Here is a 22,893-nt window from a genome sequence, read left to right as displayed (position 1 = left end):
GCTTGTCACAGTCAGAAGCGACTGCGTGCTACCAGCCTCATTACGGTCGAGAAGTTCGGCACACGCTCCAGATTCGTCACCGCATCGACCACGTCGTCTACCGCACTCGAAGTCAACACGCCATCGGCGTTGTGGCGGAATTTCAGAATCAGGTCTTCGTTCGTCATACGAGTCGTCGGATCAGGCGAAGGACTGCCTCTCGGATACTGCCGCTCAGCGGTGAACGTGGTTCCGCGTGCGTGAACCTCCACCTTTGTCGGCCGCGCAGCACCGTGGGCGGCGAGTTCTTTCTCGTAGTTGGGATGCACTTGATGCGTGACCTTGTTCATCAAATTCATGACGGACGGGCTGAAGACGTTAGCGGGATCCTGCCAGTCCCGGCCGGGTGGAATTCGCTGCGCGCCCACCGCGATTCCATGGGCAATGCTGAATTGCGCATCGTGCACGTGACGAATGTCCTTGTTCAACCACGTGGGCTTCTGTACGAAGCCTTCAACCAACACGTTCACGCCATCTATTTCGTCCGGAAGAATATCGTGCTTGCCGATAATTTCCGCCAGACAGTCGAGTGGCGCATGAAGAATACGGCAATGCGGATAGGGTTTATATGATTGCTCGGTGTTGAATCCCCATCGTTTGCCGAGGTCGGCCGTGATGTTGGCGGGTTCCCAGCGACGGGTGCCGATGAACCGGCTGAAACCATATTCGGCATCGTCAAGAATATTGACGTCCCCACGGTGTCCCATTTGCCCCATATAGGCAGCGGTCATGGCCGCCTGCACAAGGACACCGGCCATCAGATACTTGATCGTCGTGCTGGGTGCGTGATGAAAGTGCGACATCATCGACTGAACCGGAGGAATCGAACCAGCAATGCCCAGCGAGTGAGACAGGGTCTCTGTAGACTGCCGCTGCAGCATTCCGATTGCCGCCGTCGCTCCGAAAATCGTGCTGCTATACCCAAACACCGGCGGCGTCGACAGCATTCCGTCTTGCATGTCCCGCAGGTAGTCCATGGCCTTGCCCATGCGCCAGGATATCTCGTGAGACACGGCGATCGAACGGATCAGTTCCTTGCCGGATGAGCCTGCCGTTTCTGCAAGCGCGAGTGCGCCGGGCAACACGTATGGCGTAACGTGCCCGGGTGGCAACACCGCATCCATATCGAGCGTGTTGATCAATTCTCCATTGGCAAAAGCGGCGCCAAACGGTGATACCTTGTCGGTTGTTCCGATAATCGTCGCATTTCCGCTGCCCCCCATCAGCCGGCCATAGTCAATACCGATACGACCTTTCGGGTTGTCAACGCCTGCGAGCGCGCAGCCGAGCGAATCGAGTAGAAGACGCTTGGATTCGTCGACTATTACCTCGGGTAGATCCGCAAATGGTGTCGCCGCCGCAAAATCAGCGAGTTGTTCGATATTGGTTTTCACTGTGGATTTCCCTTCCCAGACTAATCGCTCGGCATCCTATGTAATCGAACGACCAGCGATGTGGCCTTCCCTGATCGCGGGCTGAATGTCGCGTGCGGATCGCGCGTCGCCAATCAGATGCAACTGCCCCACTTGCCCGCGCAACGCCTCCCAGATTTCGTTCTGCGACTGCCGGTAGCCCACCAGCACCACCGTATCGGCTGCAACGCTTTCCGTCTCGCTGCCAAACAGCGGCCTGATCTCCGCACTTCCCTTGCAGATCGACACCAGCGCAGACTGCGTGACGATGCGCAGTCGCCCCGCACTGTGCAAGCGGCGTAATGCGGCTTGCGTGCGCCCGGTCGTCTCGACGGCCGGGGCGAACATCAGATGGCGCGTCACATAGGTCACCTCAAGCCCGCGATTGATCAGCGCCTCGCAGCAGCCGATGGCCTCGTAATGCCCAATGTCGTCAAAAACCAGCGCGGTGCGTCCCAGATCCTGCGGCGGCGCCACGGCAAGATCCTGCGGCGTCAGTACCGTCGCTTCGCGCGCAATCGGCACCTGCGTCGCCGGGTCGGCGGTCTGCCTGAATTCGCGCACGTCCACAGGCTGCGAACCCGTTGCGACGATTACCGCATCCGCCTGCTCGGCCAGCACGTCGTCCGCATCCATGTATGTCGACAAGCGCACTTCCGCGCCCAGGCGATAGACCTCGCTCTGCAGCCAGATCGCGATATCGGCGATGGGATGGAGCTTCGGTAAATGTTTGGCGAAGTTCAACAAACCGCCAAGGTCGGACATCGCCTCGACGAGCGTCACCTGGTGTCCGGCGAGCAGCGCGGCACGAGCCGCTTCCATGCCTGCAACGCCGCCACCCACCACCAGCACCTTGCGCGCAGTGGCGGCTCGCACGATCGTCTCGTCCGACAAGGTCCGCTCATAGCCCACGGCCGGGTTCACCGCACAGCCCATCCGACCGGCGAACGCCCCGCCCAGGCAGCCCTGATTGCAGCCGATACAGGGGCGCACCTGCGTTCCGCGCCCTTCGCGACTCTTCACGACCAGCATCGGATCGGCAATCATCCCGCGCACGATGTTGATCATGTCGGCTTGTCTGCTTCTCAGCGCCTGCTCGGCATCATCCAGCGTGCCGTAACGGCCCACGACGATACGCGGTACGGTGACGCCCTGCGAAATCCGCTCGACGTGCGGCAACTGGTAGCCAACCGGCGCGTCCATGCCTGCATAGCGGTCGACGTGAAAGTAGTAATCGCCGTGCGTGATGTTGACGAAGTCGATCAGCGATTCGGCCTGCGCCCGAAGCACGATCTCATTGACGACTTCGTCCGTGAGAATGCGCGGGTCCGAGCTAGAACCCACGCGCACGCCGAGTACGAAATCGGGCGAGGTGGCTGCGCGGATCGCACGCAGTGTTTCCATGAATGCCCGAATGCGATTGTCGAAGCTGCCGCCGTACGCATCGGTGCGCTGGTTCAGCACCGGCGAAAAGAATTGCGAGAACAGGTAGCCCGCTCCTGCCAGCACTTCCACGCCGTCCAGCCCCGCGGCCTGCATACGTACGGCCGCACTAGCGTAGGCGTCAATCAGTTCTTCGATCTGGTCCGTGGTCATCGGGATGGGCGGCGCAACCGAATAGCGTCCCGCCAGCGGCGACACCGCCCACGGCAATCCGCCGTCTGCGGCGGGATCGGTGTATCCGCCATGCCAGAGCTGCGTAAACAGTTTCATGCCCGTTGGCGCAATCGCGTCAACCAGCTTTCGCATGGGCGCAATCGATCCGTCGTCGCTCGCGGTGAGCGAAAACGTCGATGACGGGTGAACCGATGTGCTTTCGATGATCGACAAGCCCGCGCCGCCCTTTGCTCTCGCCAGGTGATAGGCGATCAGGTCGTCATTGACGTATCGGTTGGCCAGACGCGTTGCATGCGCGGTGCGCACAATGCGGTTGGGAATCTCGACGCCACCGATTCGCAGTGGCGAAAAAACATGTTTGTACATATTCAGGCAACCGAACGTCGTGAACTGATGCCACCGTCGACCGTGACGATGGAGCCGCTGGTGTAAGCCGAACGCGGCGACGCCAGATAGACGAAAAGATCCGCGACCTCCTCGACGCTCGCCGCGCGACCGAGCGGATAAGTCGCCATCAGTTCGCCGGAACGCGTTTCGTCGCCGAGCAGGCGCGCGGCGTGGTTTCGCAGCACTTTCTCGATGCGCTGGGTTGCCACTGGCCCCGGATTGACGCCCACGACACGAATGCCATCCTCCAGGCTGCGGCCACCCAACGCACACGTAAAAGCCATCAACGCAGCATTGCCGGTCGAACCCGCGATGTAGTTGAAGTCGAAGTTCTGCCCACCGTTACCGATGTTGTTGAGAATCACGCCGCCGCCGCGCACTTTCATTCGCGCATACATCGCGCGCGTCAAGTCGATATAACCAAACACCTTCAATTCCCAGCCTTTGCGCCACGCGCTTTCATCGACGTCCCACAGCGTGCCGCCCGGAATGGCGCCCGCGTTATTCACCAGTACGTCAACGTCGCCGGAAAACGCGATGATCTCCGCAATAGCGCCCGACGCTGTCATGTCCAGCGCCAGCACTTCCACATGCGCGTCATGCGCGGCGCGCAGATCCGCAGCCAGTTGTTGCAGCTTGTCCGCAGAACGCGCCGTCAATACGAGCTGGCATCCTTCAGCGGCAAACGCTTTTGCGAGGCCCGCGCCAATCCCTTGCGACGCGCCGGTAATCAACACGCGTCGGCCTGAAAGTTTCATATCCATAGTGATTCTCGAATCGAATGCCGCGATTGATCTGCATTCCTATTTTTATTCTGGATTCTTTATGAGCGAGCAATATCTGGCCGCGCGTGCGTGGCCGCGAGATAAAACCCCATTTTTTGTCAGAACCCGAAGCGATTGTCTACATCGGCGAAACACTGCAGCCAATACGACGCCAATGCGCCGCCGACGCGTCAACAATGCTAAAGTTCGTCAGATGCCCGACGATTGTGGTCATGCGTGTCTCCGTCATGGATGGCGATTTGAATAGCTACAGCAGCGCATAGCCATCGCCCTGGTCATTTAGAGCTATTACATTCGCAAGCTCCACAACAGGAAAGGCATTCCCACTTATGAGAAATATAATCGAGACTTATGCCTCTCTATAGGCCACGGCAATCCGGGCGTCCAGGCCGCATCGACTTGAGTCTTGTGGCAACGCTGCAGGCGATCCTGGACACGGGCAATGCGTCCAAGGCCGCGGTCGCGCTCGGCGTGACGCAACCCGCCATCAGCCAGAATCTGCGCAGGCTTCGGGAACACTTTGGCGACGAGCTTTTTGTGCGCAGCGGCAATATGTTGACGCCTACGCCACGCATGCTTGCCCTGCAGCCCATCATCGCGCGCCTGCTGCGCGACCTGGACATGCTCTCGCGCCCACCCGACGGCTTTGATCCCGCGACCGCCAGCCAGGAATTCATCGTTTCCTTATCCGACGTCGCGGAGTTTGCCGTTCTGCCGAGCATCGCAGCCGAGTTCGCGTTGCATGCTCCGCAATGCCGTATTCGCGGCATTCGGGTGCACCACTCCCAGTTGCTGTCCATGCTGGAGCAAGGCGAGGTGGACCTGGCGGCCGGCAGTCTGGCGGGCGCTGCGCCGTCGCTGCGCCAGCAACGGCTCGCCGAACACCGGATCGTTTGCATGGTTTCGGCGCATGGAAAATGGGCCGACGCGCCGCTCACGCTGCAGGACTATCTTGACGGGCGGCACATCGGCGTGCGTCGCCTGGCCGATGCGGTCGACCCGGTCTCGGAACGCCTGCAGGCCACGGGCATTCACCGCAACGCGGTAGCCAGCGTCTCCAGCGATTTCGTCGCCGCGCAGACCGTGGTCAAGACCGATGCGATCTGCACCGTCGGCGAACCGGCCGGCCGCCTGCTGGCCTCCTTGTTTCCGGTCCGCTTGCAACCCGTGCCTTTTGAAGTCGGAACGCTCACGTCACGCATGATCTGGCACGAGCGATTCCAGCGTGACGCCAGCCACATCTGGTTGCGCAAGCTGGTAGAAACCGCGTATCGCAATTGGGCAAACTCATAGGCAGATCGTTTCAACCAATTGCCTTTCCGATAAAGAATCCTCCAACGCGCTGCTAACGCCTGCCGCGCGGTTGTTCATTGGTTCGTCCTCCCTCCTTCCAGAGCGCCATCCGGCGTCTCCCATCGTCTGTCACGCAAGCTCCGCGCCATAACCGAAGCTTATTTTTTTCATAAGCCTCAGTGCCTTTCTTGCGGCCTGACTTGCGAATGTAATAGACCCAACGACCGAGACACAACGATCAAGCCAAATTGATCGAGGCAATGGCTGCGCACAAGGCCACCCTAAGGAGACGACCCATGAACGTTGCCATCTGCCGCCAGATTCGCGCTGTTTGACAGACGAATGGTCCGGTCCTCATCCGATGAACAACGATCGATTGGGTATATGCAACCATGTTGACGCAACCGAAACTCATCCGTTCCTTCCTCTTCGTACCGGGCAACAAGCCGACCTGGATCGAGAAGGCCATCGAATCGAAAGCCGATGCGCTGATTCTCGATCTCGAAGACAGCGTACCGCCGGCACAAAAAATCGAAGCACGTGAAATTGTCCGCACGAAGCTCGAATGGCTGGCTGAGCAAAAGCAGCGCGTCTGGGTGCGCATCAACCGCAGCGCCCATCTGTACGACTTCGACGACATCCTGGCGATCGTCAGCCCGGCAGTTGAAGGCATCGTGATTTCCAAGCCTTGCGGCCCGGAAGACATTCACACCGTTGCGTCGATGCTGGCCGAAGCCGAGTTTCGCGCGGGCGTGCCGATTGGCCATACCCAGATCATTCCACTGCTCGAAACGGCCCGCTCGCTACAACTGGCTTACGAAATCGCACAGCACGAACGCGTGCCGGCGATCGTTGGCGCCACCGCGAAGAACGCCGACGTGGCCCGGGCGCTCAAGACCGTGTGGTCGCTCGAAGGGCGCGAGACCCAGTATCTGAAATCGCGTGTCGTCATGGCTGCGCGTGCCGCCGGCAAGTTGCCGATCGGCGGCGTCTGGCAGCAGATCCGCGACCTCGACGGGCTGCAGGTGTCCTCCGCGAACGACCGCCAGCTCGGCATGAGCGGCGAGCTCGTGCTGCACCCGTCGAACGTCGAGATCGTCAACCGCACCTACAGCCCGACCGAAGAGGAAGTGGCGTTCTATCAAGGCATGGTCGACGCTCTGGACAAAGCCCAGGCCGAAGGGCGTGCATCGTGCGTCTACGACGGCGAGCACATCGACATTGCGCATGTGAAGACGGCTCGCGAAATCATCGAACTTTCCCTGTCGCTTAATCATTAAGCGACCCTAAATATATTCAAGGAGATAAAAAATGGCTGGCCTCTACTTCGAAGACTTCAAGCCGGGCATGGTGATCGAGCACGCGATTCGCCGGACCGTCACCGAAACCGACAACGTACTGTTTTCAGCGATGACCTATAACTGCGCGCCGCTGCATATCGACGCCGAATACAGCAAGAACTCGCTCTACGGCCAGCGCCTCGTCAACAGCATGTTCCTGCTCGCGCTGGTGGCCGGCGTCACCGTGTACGAAACCACACTCGGCACGACGCTCGGCAATCTCGGCTTCGGCGAGATTCTGTTCCCGAAGCCCACTTTTCACGGCGACACGATCCGCGTCGAAACCGAGATTCTCGAAACGCGTCTGTCGAAGAGCCGCAACGACTCCGGCATCGTCACTTTCAAGCACGTGGCGAAAAATCAACGCGACGAGATCGTCTGCACCGCGGTGCGCACCGGCCTGATGATGGTGCGTCCCGCTGGTAACGCCTGAGTTCGCTTCGACTGGAGAATACCGTGAGCTATCAACTCAACCCTGACCAACAGGCGATTGTGGATGCAGCGCAGAAAATCTGCGCGAATTTTCCGCTCGAATACTGGCGCAACAAGGATAAGAACCACACGTTTCCGCATGAGTTCTTCGACGCGGTCGCGAGTGGCGGCTGGCTCGGCATCTGCATGCCGGAAGAATTCGGCGGCGCAAATCTGGGCGTCTCTGAAGCCGCCCTCTTCCTGCGCACGGCAGCCGAGTGTGGTGGACAAGCCGCTGCATCGACGATCCACATGAACATCTTCGGCCTGCAGCCGGTTGTACATTTCGGCACCGATGCCCAGAAAAAAGCCTGGCTGCCGCCTTTCGCCCGCGGCGAACACAAGGCGTGTTTCGCCGTCACCGAACCGGACACCGGCATCGACACCACGAAGCTGAAGGTCGTCGCGAAGAAGCAGCCCGACGGCAACTACCGGATCTCGGGCAAGAAGGTTTTCATCTCGACCGCGCAGGTGGCGGACCACATGCTGATCCTCGCGCGCACCACGCCGATCGATCAGGTGAAGAAGCACAGCGAAGGATTGAGCCTGTTCTACACGAAGCTCGACCGCAAGTATGTGGACATTCGCGAGATCGACAAGCTCGGGCGCGCTGCGGTCGACACCAACGAACTCTTCATCGACGACCTGCCGGTGTCGAAAGACGAGCTGATCGGCGAGGAAGGCAAGGGTCTGAGCTACATCTTCCACGGCATGAACGCCGAGCGCGTCTTCGTTGCCGCCGAACAGGTTGGTATGGGCCGCGCCGTACTCAAGCTCGCCACCCAGTATGCGAAGGATCGCGTCGTGTTCGGCCGCCAGATCGGTCAAAACCAGGGCGTCCAGCATCCGCTGGCGCGCAACTGGGCGGAACTGGAAGCGGCCAACCACATGATGCTCGCCGCCGCCGAACTCTATGACAAGGGCCTCTCCTGCGGCTCGGAGGCTAACGCTGCAAAGCTGCTGGCCTCCGAGGCATGCATGCAGGCGTGCCAGACCGCGATTCTCACGCACGGCGGCTTTGGCTACGCGAAGGAATATCACGTGGAGCGTTTCATGCGGGAAGCGTGGATCGGCTATATCGCCCCTGTCACGCCGCAACTGATCCTGTCGAATATTGCCGAACGCAAGCTCGGGTTGCCTAAATCGTACTGACGGGCCGCAAACGGACGTCGATCGCTGGATCTTCATTCGTTCGCATTCCCAAATAAAAAACCCGACGATGACCTGAGCGCCCGCCGACGGTCACGTACGGGTTTCCCGGAGACAACGTATGTCAGCTACCAAACCCCTCGATGGCATCCGCGTACTCGACCTGACCGTCGCGCTCGCGGGTCCCTACGGCTCGCTGTTGCTCGGCGGCCTCGGCGCCGAGGTCATTCGCATCGAGTCCCCCGGCGGCGGCGATATTGCCCGCAACAATCCGCCTTACGTCGGCGAAGACGGCATCCATTTCGGCGTGAAGGGTGAACACGATGTTTCGCTTACCACCCTCAACCGCGCGCGCAACAAAAAGAGCATCACGCTCGACCTGAAATCCGACCAGGGCCGCGCGCTGTTCATGAAGCTGGTCAAGGAATCCGACGTCGTCATCGAAAACGCCAGCGAAGGTGTGACCGCGCGCCTGGGCGTCGACTATGAAAGCGTTCGCGAGGTGAACCCGAAGATCATCTATGCGTCGGTCAAGGCGTTCGGCGAGCCCAGCCCGTACCCGAAACTCAAGGGTATGGACATCATCGTGCAGGCGCTGTCCGGGATCATGGACGTGACTGGCTTTGCCGACGGTCCACCCACGCGCATCGGCCTGCCAATCGCCGATATGATCGCGCCGTTGTTCGCGGTGAACGGCGTGCTGGCCGCGCTGATTCATCGCGGCCGCACCGGCGTCGGCCAGCGCGTGCAGGTGTCGATGCTCGATTGCCTCGCATCGCTCGTCGCCGAAGAACATTTCGACGTCTTCCATGCACACGGCTATCCCCGACGCTCGGGCAATTCGCAGGATCGGCTGGTGCCGTTCGGCGTCTACCGGACCCAGGACGGCCACGTCGCCCTCGTCGCGTTTCAGCCGGACTGGTTCCAGAATCTCGCGGAAGCGATCGGGCAACCCGAACTCGTGAACGATCCGCGCTATGCCACTCGCGGCCCGCGCATGAAGCACGCAACGCAGATGAATGCGCTCATCGAAGCATGGACGCTGCAGCACACCAGCGCCGAAGTCATTTACGAGTTGCAGGAAAAGCGCGGCGTGCCCGCTGCAAAAGTGCGCTCGCCCAGGGAAGTGCTGGATGATGCGGCGCTGCGCGAACGCGGCGCGGTGGTCAGACTGGAACACGAGGGTCTCGACGGCATCGAGGCGATGGGCATGGGTCTGCCGATCAAACTGTCCGACACGCCAGTTCAGTTCGACCAGCCCGCGCAGGCGCTCGGCGCGGCCAATGACGAGATCTATCGCACGCTGTTGAAGCTTTCCGAAACCGAGCTGTCGCAGTTGCGCGCCGCTGGAGTGATCTGACATGACGAACACTCGATCCCGTAGCGGGCCGCTCGTGGGCGTCAAGGTGGTGGAAATTGCCGGCATCGGTCCCGGGCCGCTGGCCGCCATGTTTCTCGCTGACCTGGGCGCCACGGTGATCCGCGTCGATCGCAAGGAGCCATCGAGGCTCGGCGCTCCGCGTCCGTTGGAGTTCGATCTGGGGCTGCGCAACCGGAAATCGATTCGCGTCGACCTGAAAGATCCGGCCGCTGTGGAGATGGTGCTCGAACTGATCGCCGACGCCGACGGCCTGATCGAGGGCTTCCGTCCGGGCGTGATGGAGCGCCTGGGCCTCGGTCCCGATATCTGCCTGGCGCGTAACCCGCGGCTCGTCTACGGTCGCGTGACCGGGTGGGGGCAGGAAGGACCGCTCTCGCATGTGGCGGGCCACGATCTGAACTACATCGCGATTACGGGCGCGCTGCACGCGATGGGCCGCGCGGGACAGCCGCCGACGCCGCCACTCAACGTCATGGGCGACTACGCAGGCGGCTCCCTCTACCTGGCTTTCGGCCTCCTCGCGGGCATGCTCGAAGCGCGCAATTCCGGCAAGGGTCAGGTGATCGATGCCGCAATGGTGGACGGCGTGGCTTCGCTCATGACGGTGACGATGGGCATGCACGCTGCTGGCATGCTCAGCAAGACGCGCGGCACCAATCTGATCGATACCGGCGCGCCGTTCTACGAGGTCTACGCATGCGCCGACGGCAAGTACATCAGCGTGGGACCGATCGAAGGCAAGTTCTACCGGCTGCTGCTCGAACACCTCGAATTGCAGGACCATCCGCAACTGCAAGCGCAGATGGACCGCGCGCAATGGCCGGCAGCCCGGCAGATATTCGCGGATAAATTCCGGGAACGCACGCGCGATCAGTGGGTGCAACAGCTTGGTCATCTAGATGTGTGCGTGGCGCCCGTGCTCGACTTCGACGAAGCGCCCGAGCACCCGCATGTGAAGGCGCGCGGCACGCTCATCGACCTGAATGGCGTGACGCAACCGGCACCCGGGCCGCGTTTCTCCCGTACGCCCGCCGCACGCCCCGAACCGCCCGCAGCGCCGACCACCGACAACGCGATTGCTGCACTCAAGGACTGGCTGCCCGACGCGCGCATCGACGCATGGCGCGCGCAGGGCACGTTTATCTGACACCGGATAAAAACGCATCGGCTTTCCCGCTGCGTTGTCCGGCTTTCAAAAAAATACTTAAAACAACTGAATGATTCCAACGGAGGAGAGATGAAAAACGTCATCGAAAAAGCCCCACTTGCCGACAGCCTGAACGACGCATCTGCGACGCGAGGATCAAACCAGATCGCCCACGACAGCCTGAGATCGCGGTACATCCTGATCATTCTGATGTTCGCATATTCGCTTGCCTACATTGATCGCCAGATCCTCAACCTGCTGGTCGACCCGATACGGCATTCGCTTGCGATCTCCGATACCCAGCTCAGTCTCGTGCAAGGCATCGCGTTCATTGCCGCTTATCTGATCGCGTCGCCGCTGTTCGGCCGGCTCGTCGACGTCGCCAACCGGCGCAACATTCTGCTGGCTGGCATCTGTCTATGGTGTGTGTTCACCGCGCTATGCGGCAAGGCCACGACATTCCAGGGATTGTTCCTCGCGCGCCTGGGCGTGGGCGCCAGCGAAGCCTGTGTGTTCCCGGTGGCCCTCTCGATGATCGCCGACTGCTTTTCGGCGAGACAAATGCCGCGTGCGATGAGCATCTTCGTCCTCGGCCCGATGCTCGGCGGCGGGCTGTCGCTCGTTGCCGGTGGGCTGGTGATCTCGTTTGCGCGCGGCGTTCATCTGCAATTCCCGATGCTCGCTGGATTCGAAGCGTGGCAGCTCGCGTTCGTGCTGATTGGACTTCCGGGCCTTCTGTTCGCTCTGCTGGTGCTGCTCACGGTGCGCGAGCCGGTGCGCAGCAAGGTCATGGGTGGTAGCGTGGACGAGCGTCAATACTCGATCCGCGATTCGGCCGCGTTTCTGTGGGCGCGGCGCGCGTTCTATGCGCGCATCCTGCTGGGCGTCGGCATGCTCGCGATCGTCGTGCTCGGCATGCCCGCCTGGATGCCGTCGTACCTGATCCGTACCCAGGGCATGCCGGCCGCGCTGGTCGGCTTTCGCTTCGGCATGCTGGTTGTCAGCTTCGGCATCGCTGGCGCGCTGGCCGGACCGTGGATTTCCCGGCTGCTCGAACGACGCGGTTATGCTGATGCACCGCTACGCACCGCCGCGATCGCGATGATCCCGATGATGCTGTGCTGTGCGAGCATTCCGTTCGCGCCGGGTGCGACCGGTGCGCTCGCTGCAGCGGCAGGCACGGTGTTCTTCTTCAGCCTCCCGACCGGCTGCATGGCCGCAGCGCTGCAGAACGTCGCACCGAGCCGGATGCGCGGTACGGTCGGCGCGCTGTACTCGTTCTTCGCACAGTTGATCGGCTTCGGGCTCGGGCCAACGTTGATTGCGCTTGTCACGGATCGCGTGTTCGGCAATCCGAAGATGGCCGGCAATTCGATCGGCATCGTCTGCACGATTGCGGCTGCGCTGGCCGCCTGGCTGCTGTTCTCGGCACTCGCGCCCTACCGGAGGCTGCTGGAGGAAGAGCTTGGGAGCAAGACTCTTTAAAGCGCGCCTGAAATGGGCGAATATCACGGCTTGCAGTCGACGTCTTCGAGGAAGAAGCGATGATCGGGTTTATGCTGACGTTATGGCGATGACGACGTTCAATAATGGACTTTGGCGCTTTCAGGATATTATCGACGCGCTAAACCAATTTAACTTCACTGCCAACGAAACATTGCGGAAATCGATGATAGGGTTACTTACACGGTGATCTGCATCCAGCCTCCCGATCTCATATCGTCAAAATAAAACCAGATGCAATCGAAAGGTGCCGCGCTAGCGGACTTCACGTTCTAGAGGTCATCGCCGACTCCCGCATCGACGATCATTCTCCACACAAGTACATCATATACAAGATGATTCCTGGTGTATCGCGTTTGAGAAAGATTGGCATGTTGACGCAACCCTTCTATCGACAATAGAAGGGTCTGTGTTCGATCAACTATCGGCGACGGCGAAGCTTACCGTCAAAGGATTTAGTGAGCCTAACTCTGCGAACACGGCAACCAGAAAGACCTGGAAGATATTCATCGAGTCAACAGTCCGCGAAGGACTGGAGGCGATTCATAGGGATTCAATTTTCCCTAACGCGGACATCGAGAAGTTAGAGTTCGTCGAGCATACCACCGTGCAAAAAGTCAGGACTTGCATGGGGGATGTATCGCCCGAAAACATAATCGTCAACGAGCGCGGGGCGTTTGCAGGTCTTGTTGACTTCGAAGGGGCACTGGCAAGCGAGTTTGCTCTTAACATCGGAATCTGTGGGCCCGCTACGCAGGAACCAAGTTCTGCTCACACGTCCTTTCGAACTGAAGTTGAGTTCCGATTTTGATCATTGCATTACACCGAGCCCTGCAAATTGCTACATCTCCGGCATGATTGAGTCGAACCCGGCAATTGCATGGGAAACTGACGTGTCAGATCAATATCATCCTTCGGAACGAATCGTTGACGAACCCGTGAGCACCTTGCCACCATGGTCAGTATCGTCGCCTACCCGGATCAGATTAATCATCGTTCTTCTGCAGGGTTGTATCTAAAATAATACAGGCCATACCTCTCCAGCGTGTTCTCCGGCCTATGCTTCCGCGAAGATTTTCCCAGATTTATTTTTTCAACGTTCGACCAACCGTAGCACTTGAAGATTTCCTCGGCCAGCAAAGAAAATCCACGCAGCTTTCGATATGAAATATAAAAAAGCCCCCAAAACAAAAAAAACGAGAAGAAACCAGCCACTTTGACGACGTAGATCATGCTTCGCAGTTCTTCGCCTTCAAGACCGTGCAAAAGTAGTACAGCAGCAATAAAATATAGGATAACGAAGAACCCTAGCATCACTTTCATGATACTTCGATACAAAGCCTTTGTGCCGTAGTTTGCATGAGGGAATGTTGCCACCACGCTGTCCTCTGGGCGTCGAATCGAATAGACAACGTAACGCCGCTGCCCCGCGCTCTCTGCAACAACCTCCACCTGATCGCCATCAGACATCGGCATTTTCCAGACCCAGCCCCTCATCGGCTTGCCGTCGAGTTCGAACTCAACCCAGTCGGCCTCTTCCTCTGAATTACCCGAGATGTTCACCAGTCCCATGGCTTGCGCCCCCATACCCATCAGGGCCGCGCCCGCAGCGGTGGCTTCCATATACCCGTGTTGAGCCGGGCTCATCACGAGATCACGGCGGCGTCTCTGCGTTTTCAGGCCAGTAATGGTTCCTCTAAGTAATTCCATTTATTGTGCTGATCCAATGAAGCGAACGAACGCCGAAGTCCGCCACGAAGAACTATCCATAATCGGATCCGCACCCGGCGCATCACTCGACAAAACACGAACCTTAAATGTCATCTTGTCCAGACTCCGACTCGAGGTGGCTCCACGCTTGCGGCAGCATCGAAGCGCTCGCGCGCTGCTCAATTCAAGCTTGAAATCAGATGGCAGCCGCAGGTTGCACGATGGCCGTGACGAGCAATAGGGATGCCGTTATCAGTCATCGTTTCATCGCCCTCCTCGATCAAGTTTGGCTTGACGTCGGGATGCTGTGGGCACGAGACCTCATCGCCTTTACGCGCAACATACCGTCCTTCGAAACGCATCGTTGACGAACCCATGAGCACCTTGCCACCATGGTCAGTATCGTCGCCTACCCGGATCAGATTAATCATCGTTCTTCTGCAGGGTTGTATCTAAAATAATACAGGCCATACCTCTCCAGCGTGTTTTCCGGCCTATGCTTCCGCGAAGATTTTCCCAGGTTGATTTTCTCAACGTTCGACCAACCGTAGCACTTGAATATCTCTTCGGCCAGCAGGGAAAATCCACGCAACTTTCGATATGAAATATAGAAAAGACCGAAAAATATCAGAAATGCGAGAGATCCGCCGATCGCAAGAATATGAAGCTGCTCTGTAAAATCGTCGCCACTGAGACCATGCAAAAATATTACTCCCAATATGAGATATATTCCTAAAAAGAGAAAAATCATCATTTTCATGACTCTTCGATACAAAGCTTTTGTGCCGCAATTTGCATGGGGGAATGTTGCCACCACGCTGTCCTCTGGGCGTCGAATCGAATAGACAACGTAACGCCCCTGCCCCGCGCTCTCTGCAACAACCTCCACCTGATCGCCATCAGACATCGGCATCTTCCAGACCCATCCTCTCATCGGCTTTCCGTCGAGTTCGAACTCAACCCAGTCAGCCTCTTCTTCTGAATTACCCGAGATGTTCACCAGTCCCATGGCCTGCGATCCCATACCCATCAGGGCCGCGCCCGCAGCGGTGGTTTCCATGTACCCGTGTTGAGCCGGGCTCATTACGAAGTCCTGGCGACGACGCTGCGTTTTCAGGTGGGAAATAGTTCCCTTTATAAGCTCCATTGACTACTCCTGTTATGCTCCAAGCACCTTCAACAGCGCCTTGTCGTATTCCTTTTCCTGCTCCGGCATGTCCTTATATTGCTTGACCTTACCCTTGCTTACATATGAGAGCGCTCCTTTTCCATTCCCGAACACACATCGAGCGCACCAGTTCTGCAAATCATCGGGGAGCAGGTGATCCGCTAGCATTTGCAGAACAGATATTGCAATCACTCCCTCGAAGCTTAGCGCCGCCGTAATAAGCTTGCCCGCCGCAGCCACCTCTGCCCACTCAGCTGCACCTGCTGCCATCAGGAGGAGTTTGTTGCCGGATTGCTTTGCAATTCCTTTTATCAATGGAGATGCGGTACTAATGGCATTGATTACGACTGCAATGCCAATAAGAAAATCGACGCCGGATTTAGCGATCAAAACAATCGCCACGTCTATCTGACCATATTTGCGCGCTTTTTGTTCGCTTTGCACGTCCAGCCATGTCGAGACTACGGCACCTACGGTTGAAAGAAATCCTCCGACACTTTTCCACGCCACGAGGCGTGTCGAATCCTTCAGAACGGCGTAGTAAGGTGCCATCGTGACAGATATGATTCCTGAAACCAATGACAATCCGGACTGAGTCAACTGCAGGTAAGCCGTACTGTCCTTGTCGGCTCCTGCGAGCAGATGCCAGAAATTCACCAGTTCACAGATGGTAATGAACGCTCCGATTCTCGCCGTCTTCAATTCGTTAAGCGCCGACTCGTCCTTGGCTTCCTTCAGTTTTTCCCACGTCTTGAATAGTTCATCCGTCGCAGCCGTATTACCAGGTACTGATTTCGACAGGAAAGTCTTCGCCTTGCCAAGACGCTCCAGAATCTCCAGACGGCTCCTCTTTTCAAGCACGGCCTGCTTTTCCACAATCGTTAGCGCATCTTCCTTCGAAATCCCCGCGCGCTGCAGGAAGATGGTTTGCAGGATTTTCTCGCCGACAAAATCTCCTACCTGGTTGATTCGGAACTTATCAAAGACCCGATCACCGATATTCGTCATCAACACATCTTTGCCCGCGGCTTTCAGTTTTGCACCGTACCAGGATATTTTTTTCGGATCCTTTTCGGCAGCCAGCGAAGCATATGCCTTGTACTTGTTCGAAAGGGCTTCCGCCTTCGATGCAATGGTGACGACGAGATTGACCCCGCCTGCCTCAAGTGCCTTGGCCTTGTTTGCCTTCGCATCGGCAAGCACAGTGCCGAGTTCCTGTCGCGCTTTGGGATGATTCATGGCGACAGCACGCCAGACGATGCTTTCGCTCTTGGTGGGATCCCAACGCGTGACAAGATCATCGACTATAGCCTGCCCCTTCGGAGTCGAACCGAGACCTTCAATGGCATTATTCACGACAAACTCAAAATCGAGCGCATTGTCGTGGATGTCGGCCAGATCGCTAGTGTGATAATCCTCAAGCGTGGCAAACAACAACTCGGCCTTCAGCCATGCTCCGACATCGTCACTCCGGGTTTCCTGCAGGTTATAGACAGCCTGCTTGAGTGCATCGTACTGCTTGCGAAATGCCTCGATCTCCGGACGTTTGAGGCGGTTCTCATACCAGGACCAACCGTATTCCTGCGACTCCTTGACATCGCGGTCGTGATAACCCGGCATCCCTTTCGCATAGGCGCGGGCATCATTCATGATGCCATCGCGCATGCTGCCGGTGTAAGGAACTGTGGAAGTCGAACTTCCCGCAGAACTCAGCTGGCCGAGCTGGATGATACGTGTCTGGTAGCTACCCGGAATATTATTCGCAGCCATCCAGTCCATATCGTCATAGTAGGCGTTGACCTGAGCGGCTTTCGCGGGATCAGCGCTGGCAAGTGCGCGCGTTCGCTGTGCGGCCAGGGACGCCCGCGCGCCAGGAGAACCCAGCGCCGTCATATCGTGCGCCTGTTTCGCCATCGCCTCCTGGCTATTCACATCATTCTCTTCACGCGAATAGACGATTTTCTTAGCAGCATCGATATCGTGAAGCGCCATTACCTGCATGCCGAGTTCCGGCTGCGAAGCGTAGCGGTCCATCCAGGACACCGGATCGTTACGGAATCCATTCAGTTCATGAACTGCTCCAACCGCATCCCATAGCGCCAGCATCATCGGCGCAGGGGGATTCGCTCCCCCACTCTGCCCTGCGGCCGCAACCTGCCCCATCAGCTTCTCGAGTACCTGGCTTGTCGAGCCCGGTGACGCCTGTCTGATTGCGAGCGGGTAACGTGTGATTTCCTGCTTGAGCAGTTTCTCGTCATAGCTGCCATCGCTCTTGCTGAAACGCAGCTTGTCGTCGAGCGGGCTCAGCGACTTCGGATCGAAGCCAGGCATGTACTCGATCACCTTGTCAATTGCCGCCGAGGTCGCGGTCGTGACATGCCCGCTCTGATCGTTAGCACTATTGATCCACTTCGAGGGTTCGATCCATTGCATACGCATCCCGCGCAGCATGTTGTCGCGATACTTGCCGAACGTCTCGACTTCCCAGGCAAGCTCTGAAAAAGCGATATAGACGCGGCCGGTACATTTCTCCGGCTGCTCGATCACGATGAAGTCCATCTGCACAGCGATCTGGTTCTGCGCACAGGCCGGATCGGTTGTCGGTGCGACGGGCAGGACAGGCGACATGGGAGGCAACGCAATCTGCTGCTTCCAGAGACGACCGTCCGCCGTGACCCGATAAGCTTCCCAGTACTGACGCCCGCGGGCACCCACCTCGTAGTACAGATAAACCCAGCCCTCGCGCAATGTCCGCAAACCGTACTGATGCTCAGTTAGAGTGACACTCGTCATGCGATCGCCGGTAATGTGCGCCGGCATTCCAGCTTTCACATATTTCGGCATAACGCTGTAGCGCACAGGCAAAATCGGCAGACCTTTCTTGTCGCAGTTGTCGCACTTCTTGTTCTGGGCCATACACTTCCCTTCGTATCAGATTCAGACGATCCCCGTTGCGGAGAATCAGCGAGCGGCGGAGGGTGCCTGACGGTCGTACCACTCGCCACGGCGGATTTCAGCGAGATCGCCATCCGTGAGATTACTGACCGCAGCCGTATAGAAGTCGTCCGGTTTCATATGTCCAAGCGCGTCCAGCACCTTCGGATGCAGATCGAAGTGCGGATGCCATGCCAAGGCATGGCCAATGAAAGCGATACGGTCATCCCGGTCGGCGAGGCCATACCGCTCGGCACGTTCGGCGGCAGCGACAGCCGTCGCGATGTCCGCTGGCTCAGGCTGGCGCCCTGTTGAGAGCGCATGGTGTGCGAGCGCGCGGTTGACCTGCCCATGGCGATGAATCTGCTGCCATTGATCCGCACTCAATCCCAGTTCCCGATTCAATCCGGCAGTTCGACCGTAAATACAAGGCTGCGCAACCGGATCGAGCGCGTGCCATGCACTGACTGGACCCAGCAATGCCTGTTGCTGCCGGTCCTTCAATATCGGCCAGATGAGGCCTAGCGCACGGCTGTCGTAGAACCGCAGCACGCACGCATTCCCTTCGAAGTCATACTGCAACGCATGCGTCGACCATCTTGCCGCCACCTCGGCGACGGGAACGGTACTGGCAAGCCAACCGCCGATCCGCTGGCCCAATCCTGCCGCCATCGATGCCGGGCGTCTGTCTTCGTACGCAAGCTGAACGCTTTCTTCCAGAATTGACACACCTTGCGCAGAACCAAGATCGAGTTCGACCAGATACGGCCGCTGCGCCACGGGAAAATCATCATGGTCGATTTCAACCACTGCACGCGTCGCGCCACCCCAAGCGTCTGCGGCCTCCTTGCCAGGAAAATCGCGCTGTGCAGGGTCGACTGCGAGCAAGCAGCTCATGTCCGGGTGCTTGCCGAACCACTCGCGCAATGAGTTGACCATTGCGTCGACCGCCATCGCCTCCTGGACATCTGTGCTCATCCGTTGCCTCACGCTTTCTGAATCGCGATATTCCATACTCACCCCAACGCGATACTCGAAGCGCTGTCGGCTGAAGCCGAGGCGGTCTGCCACGCACAGCCCTTCGGAACGCTTGTGATCGGCGCAGGTAGCCGCATTGACGACGCGCCAGGTTTATCCCACGACGCACCTTTTTCGAGAATCTGGCCGTTTGTCCCATTCTCAATCAGGTCCGCGGTGATCTTGATGTAGGAGCCGCCCGCGCCGATCCAGATTTCCTTGTCGGCCGAGATCACGACTTTCCCGTTCGAACTTGTAATTGTGACGTCGTTTAGCGCGGTGAGCTTCATCTCGTCGCTCTGCGCCTGGATCTCCACCTTGCCTTTCGCCGCGAACAGCTTGATGCCCGCGTTCTGCGCGAACAGACTGATCTTCTCCATGACGCTCGCGATCAGTGATTTACCCGCGGCGATGTGCGTGCTCTTGCCGCTCACGATATTGACCTGCTGGTTGGCCGTGAGCTGCGCCGAATCCTGTGTCGATACGCCAACACCTGCGGGACTCGCGATCAGCATGATCGGCGTCGAGAAGCCGTTCGCGTTGCCCGTGCCGCCGCCGGCTGTGTTGCCGCCACTTCCTCCGACCGTGCCCCCAACGCTGTATTGCGTCGCGTCGGTGAATTTCTTGAGCGCATCCTGCCCTTCCTGCAGGCTCTCAGCCTGATTGGACGAGCTGGATTCGGACGCCAGCTCAACGACGCTCTCCGCACTTGCCAGTTGCGCGCTGGCAGCCGTCGCATTCAGTGGCTGGGTGACGCTCGCCGGGTGTGTCGATACAAACAGGCCTTGCCCAGCCCGGATGGCGCCGTACGACTCCGACTTGAGGTCAAAGCCGCTACCCAGAAAAGCACCGCGCGTATTATCCGTGTGCTGGATCAGGTAGCCCAGGTGCAGGTGGGATTCATAGCTGCTGGAGTACAACTGGACCCGGTTCTGCTGCGTCGAGTCGTCCATCACGAGCTGGTTGTAACCCGAGCCGCCATACTCGCGCGAGCGATAGCCTGACAGCAGCCCGTTCGAATGCCACACCGGCTGCGTAGCGCCGCCGTACAGCCTCGATATGATCACCGGTCGGTCGCAGTCCCCTTCCATAAAGCCGACGAGAACCTCATCCCCCTTGCGCAGCGGCTGCACCCCTCCACGGTTGGATCCCGCATCGGGGAATGCCGTACGTACCCAGCACGAGGCACGCTCGTCCTGCCCGTTGCGGCGATTCCACGGGAACCATACCTTCGCCCGGTTCAACGAATCGGTGTAGACCTCCTGCCCGCCCGGCACCGATACGATGGCATTCTGCAACTGCATTACCGGCTTTTTGTGCTCAAAAGGGCTACGGAAAGGCACGTTGCGCGGCAACGCCTCGACAGTCACGAGGTACAGACCTTCGCTGCCGTCGGCATGGCGTACCTTTGCGGCCGCCTTTGCGTCCTCAACGTCTTTCGACAACCCGTCGGGGAAATCCTGCACGCCCTCCATACCCGGCAGATTGTTGCGGATCAACCAGTTCACTTCAATCAGCACGAACTCCCGGTCCGCCTGGCTGCCACTGTCGTGAACCGGATGCCCCTGCAATTCAAAGCGCCGCCCGGGCATCGCACAGCGCAGCGCCCCCGCACCGTGAAAACGCTTCATCCGTGACATCCGCTCTTCGAGCCGGATATCGCCGCGCTGATCGCCATCGCTCTGGCTCGACCACATGTACGCGCCGGGATAGTCGTAGATCTCGCCGTCGGTTGGCAGTGCGTTTTGAGGCACGGTATCGCCCTGAACTTGCCGCGGCAGATCGGGCCTTTTGTAGTCGAAGGAACGCGACGTCAACTGCGCACTTTCGATCTGCAGTTGCTCCTTCCACTGTGTGAACCCATCCAGCTCGTCGCCAATACCCATACGACCAAACTGGACAACCGGTTGCCTGAGTTGCGGCAGGGAGTACGAGTCGTCCATCACAACCATGGTGTGCGAACAACCATCATCCGCCTGCTCGAAGTACGGAAAGATGCCGACCTCTTCCATGCTGCGATGGACGAAATTCAGGTCAAACTCCCACTGAACCCGATTCGAATACGAAGGCAGTTGTCCTTTCAGATCGAACCGGAGTGCTCCCTTCGCCTGCGGATGTTCGTAGAAGACATCCGCCAGAATCTGCTGACCGCCCTGCTCCTGCCAGTCGCGCATATCGCGACGCAGACGCAGGAAATATAACCATGAGGAAAAGCGGATCTGGTAAAACGTGAGAGGCCCGTCGGCTCCAAGGCGGCTGAACCGATGCACATAGCCATGGACCGGCATATATGAGCCGTCCAGTTGCTGTATCCACAGCGTGACTGTTTTGCCGATCAGTGCATCCAGTTCGATCTGGTCACCGCGCGCTGAAACGGCATCGACCACGTATTCATAATCGCGCCCCAGTCGGGACGTGCCCTTGACATAAAGCGGCAATAACCAGTCAGCGCCGAACGGCGAATCGAGCCTGACGAGACGGTTATACTGGGTATCGCGCTGGTTCAGCGCATTGTAGAGCGTCGTGGAGTCCATGCGGCTTTACCTGAATTGGCATTCAGTGGGGTTTTTGCCAGCCGCCGATTATAGATGTCTTTCCGATCAATAAGCTGATGAAAGATCGATAGATTCTAGTAAATAATTTAGATCGAGGATTATTTACCGAATATTACATATATTTTTCACATAATCAGAAAATAATTCCGCATTTTAGATATGCAAAGTGCATCTCCATCGTTACCCGCAACACACCTCTGGCGGATGACAGAGTTTCACTTTCGAGGTGATCTCAACAATGCGCGCGTAATCACACCCGTGAATTGCGCGGCACAAAACTACGATGGTTGCCGTGACGAATATCCCGTCAGTCATCTCAGTGAATCTGGACTTTGGAACGCCCAAAGCGCCGGTCTTGCGTTCAGCAGCGCTCCCCCCAGTAAATAAGGCAAGACATCGGGTGCGAGCGAACAACGTCAATCGTCATTTGGCGCTGGCTGGGCGATCAGCACCACAGCACAGGTAGCTTTATGCTCCTCGACTGCCATCAATTGTCCGAAGTCTCGTCGCATTGCCCCCACCCCCCCCGTTAGAGAAAATGCGCAAACTCGGCGACACAAAGATTGTTCAGGCTATAAAAGACCTGACTTCGTTACTGCAGCGTGTTCGAGTCCATCTGGTCACCGGTAGTTGAGCAGATATCCGTGTGGGAGACGGCACTACGAGGGCGAAGACCCAGGAGGCGAGACTCGCGTATCTTGCTGACGAAACGGTGAGTCGTGAGCATAAGCCGGCACCAGACACTCACAACGATCGCAAAGAAGGATGGTCAAATCTCGACGGCGCTGACCGGCAGCACGCAACGTTCGTTGGCTCAGGCGCAAGCATCGTCCTGGCGCGCTGCAACTCGCTGGCGTAGCCCGCGTTGTGGCTACGCTCGACGCATCGGGCGTCCACATCTATGTTTGCAGGCACGAAATCGTCAATCAACCGGCGTGGACCTGCAAGGCACCGCAAGCCAATCTCTATGACGCTTTCGGCCAGT

Annotated in this window: 17 protein-coding genes and 1 pseudogene; 8 read left to right on the top strand and 10 right to left on the bottom strand. The window is 58.4% G+C overall.

All coding sequences use genetic code 11. From position 1 onward, the window contains the following. Nucleotides 1–11 precede the first annotated feature (11 nt). From F3J17_RS11020 to F3J17_RS11010, 3 genes are read right to left on the bottom strand one after another with little or no spacing between them, the layout of a single operon-like run. Nucleotides 12–1,433, bottom strand: coding sequence for an MmgE/PrpD family protein (locus tag F3J17_RS11020; RefSeq protein WP_167057399.1), 1,422 nt, complete (start codon nt 1,431–1,433; stop codon nt 12–14). Between the two features lie 36 nt (nt 1,434–1,469). After that, nucleotides 1,470–3,440 carry an FAD-dependent oxidoreductase gene (locus F3J17_RS11015; protein ID WP_167057825.1) on the bottom strand — a complete coding sequence of 657 codons (1,971 nt, stop codon included), beginning with the start codon at nt 3,438–3,440 and terminating at the stop codon, nt 1,470–1,472. After that, a complete protein-coding gene (locus tag F3J17_RS11010) occupies nt 3,437–4,219 on the bottom strand; it encodes an SDR family oxidoreductase (RefSeq protein WP_167057396.1) in 783 nt (260 codons plus the stop codon). The genes F3J17_RS11015 and F3J17_RS11010 overlap by 4 nt, the downstream gene beginning before the upstream one ends. Nucleotides 4,220–4,648: 429 nt before the next feature. Here F3J17_RS11010 and F3J17_RS11005 point away from each other — a divergent pair, with 429 nt between their 5' ends. The 8 genes from F3J17_RS11005 (at nt 4,649) to F3J17_RS10970 (ending at nt 13,335) form a co-directional block, all read left to right on the top strand. Continuing rightward, nucleotides 4,649–5,533: a LysR family transcriptional regulator gene (locus tag F3J17_RS11005; RefSeq protein ID WP_345891167.1), complete on the top strand. Its 885-nt coding sequence runs from the start codon at nt 4,649–4,651 to the stop codon at nt 5,531–5,533. A 392-nt stretch (nt 5,534–5,925) separates the two neighbouring features. After that, on the top strand, nt 5,926–6,813 hold the full coding sequence (locus F3J17_RS11000) for a CoA ester lyase (protein WP_167057390.1): 888 nt from the start codon (nt 5,926–5,928) through the stop codon (nt 6,811–6,813). A gap of 31 nt (nt 6,814–6,844) precedes the next feature. Beyond that, the gene (locus F3J17_RS10995; RefSeq protein WP_167057387.1) at nt 6,845–7,306 is read left to right on the top strand and encodes a MaoC family dehydratase; all 462 of its coding nucleotides are present in this window, start codon (nt 6,845–6,847) and stop codon (nt 7,304–7,306) included. A 23-nt stretch (nt 7,307–7,329) separates the two neighbouring features. After that, entirely contained in the window at nt 7,330–8,496 is a 1,167-nt protein-coding gene (locus F3J17_RS10990; RefSeq protein ID WP_167057384.1) for an acyl-CoA dehydrogenase family protein, read from the top strand. A 118-nt stretch (nt 8,497–8,614) separates the two neighbouring features. After that, nucleotides 8,615–9,853, top strand: coding sequence for a CaiB/BaiF CoA-transferase family protein (locus tag F3J17_RS10985; RefSeq protein WP_167057381.1), 1,239 nt, complete (start codon nt 8,615–8,617; stop codon nt 9,851–9,853). A 1-nt stretch (nt 9,854) separates the two neighbouring features. After that, nucleotides 9,855–11,021 carry a CaiB/BaiF CoA-transferase family protein gene (locus tag F3J17_RS10980; RefSeq protein ID WP_167057378.1) on the top strand — a complete coding sequence of 389 codons (1,167 nt, stop codon included), beginning with the start codon at nt 9,855–9,857 and terminating at the stop codon, nt 11,019–11,021. Between the two features lie 90 nt (nt 11,022–11,111). After that, on the top strand, nt 11,112–12,506 hold the full coding sequence (locus tag F3J17_RS10975; RefSeq protein ID WP_167057375.1) for an MFS transporter: 1,395 nt from the start codon (nt 11,112–11,114) through the stop codon (nt 12,504–12,506). Between the two features lie 427 nt (nt 12,507–12,933). Further along, a complete protein-coding gene (locus F3J17_RS10970; protein ID WP_167057372.1) occupies nt 12,934–13,335 on the top strand; it encodes a hypothetical protein in 402 nt (133 codons plus the stop codon). Nucleotides 13,336–13,434: 99 nt separating this feature from the next. Here the strand turns inward: F3J17_RS10970 and F3J17_RS36220 are convergent. The 7 genes and pseudogenes from F3J17_RS36220 to F3J17_RS10935 all read right to left on the bottom strand — a co-directional run. Beyond that, nucleotides 13,435–13,518 (bottom strand): annotated as a pseudogene (locus tag F3J17_RS36220) (PAAR domain-containing protein); the annotation flags it as partial. After that, a complete protein-coding gene (locus F3J17_RS10960; protein ID WP_167057369.1) occupies nt 13,515–14,234 on the bottom strand; it encodes a putative type VI secretion system effector in 720 nt (239 codons plus the stop codon). The gene F3J17_RS10960 and the pseudogene F3J17_RS36220, both read right to left, overlap by 4 nt. Nucleotides 14,235–14,413: 179 nt before the next feature. Then, nucleotides 14,414–14,665 (bottom strand): PAAR domain-containing protein, encoded by a 252-nt coding sequence (locus F3J17_RS10955; RefSeq protein ID WP_167057366.1) that lies wholly within the window; start codon nt 14,663–14,665, stop codon nt 14,414–14,416. Then, nucleotides 14,662–15,381, bottom strand: a complete 720-nt coding sequence (locus F3J17_RS10950) for a putative type VI secretion system effector (RefSeq protein WP_167056683.1) — start codon at nt 15,379–15,381, stop codon at nt 14,662–14,664. Before F3J17_RS10950 ends, F3J17_RS10955 begins: the two co-directional genes overlap by 4 nt. Before the next feature lie 12 nt (nt 15,382–15,393). Beyond that, nucleotides 15,394–18,318 carry a T6SS effector BTH_I2691 family protein gene (locus tag F3J17_RS10945; protein WP_240160905.1) on the bottom strand — a complete coding sequence of 975 codons (2,925 nt, stop codon included), beginning with the start codon at nt 18,316–18,318 and terminating at the stop codon, nt 15,394–15,396. Between the two features lie 45 nt (nt 18,319–18,363). Beyond that, nucleotides 18,364–19,314 carry a DUF4123 domain-containing protein gene (locus tag F3J17_RS10940; protein ID WP_167057363.1) on the bottom strand — a complete coding sequence of 317 codons (951 nt, stop codon included), beginning with the start codon at nt 19,312–19,314 and terminating at the stop codon, nt 18,364–18,366. 38 nt (nt 19,315–19,352) lie between these two features. Beyond that, on the bottom strand, nt 19,353–21,887 hold the full coding sequence (locus tag F3J17_RS10935; protein ID WP_167057360.1) for a type VI secretion system Vgr family protein: 2,535 nt from the start codon (nt 21,885–21,887) through the stop codon (nt 19,353–19,355). Nucleotides 21,888–22,893 lie beyond the last annotated feature (1,006 nt).

This window comes from Burkholderia sp. Ax-1719 (assembly GCF_011753055.1).
GTDB lineage: Bacteria > Pseudomonadota > Gammaproteobacteria > Burkholderiales > Burkholderiaceae > Paraburkholderia.
This window is presented reverse-complemented; position numbering and strand designations above follow the sequence as displayed.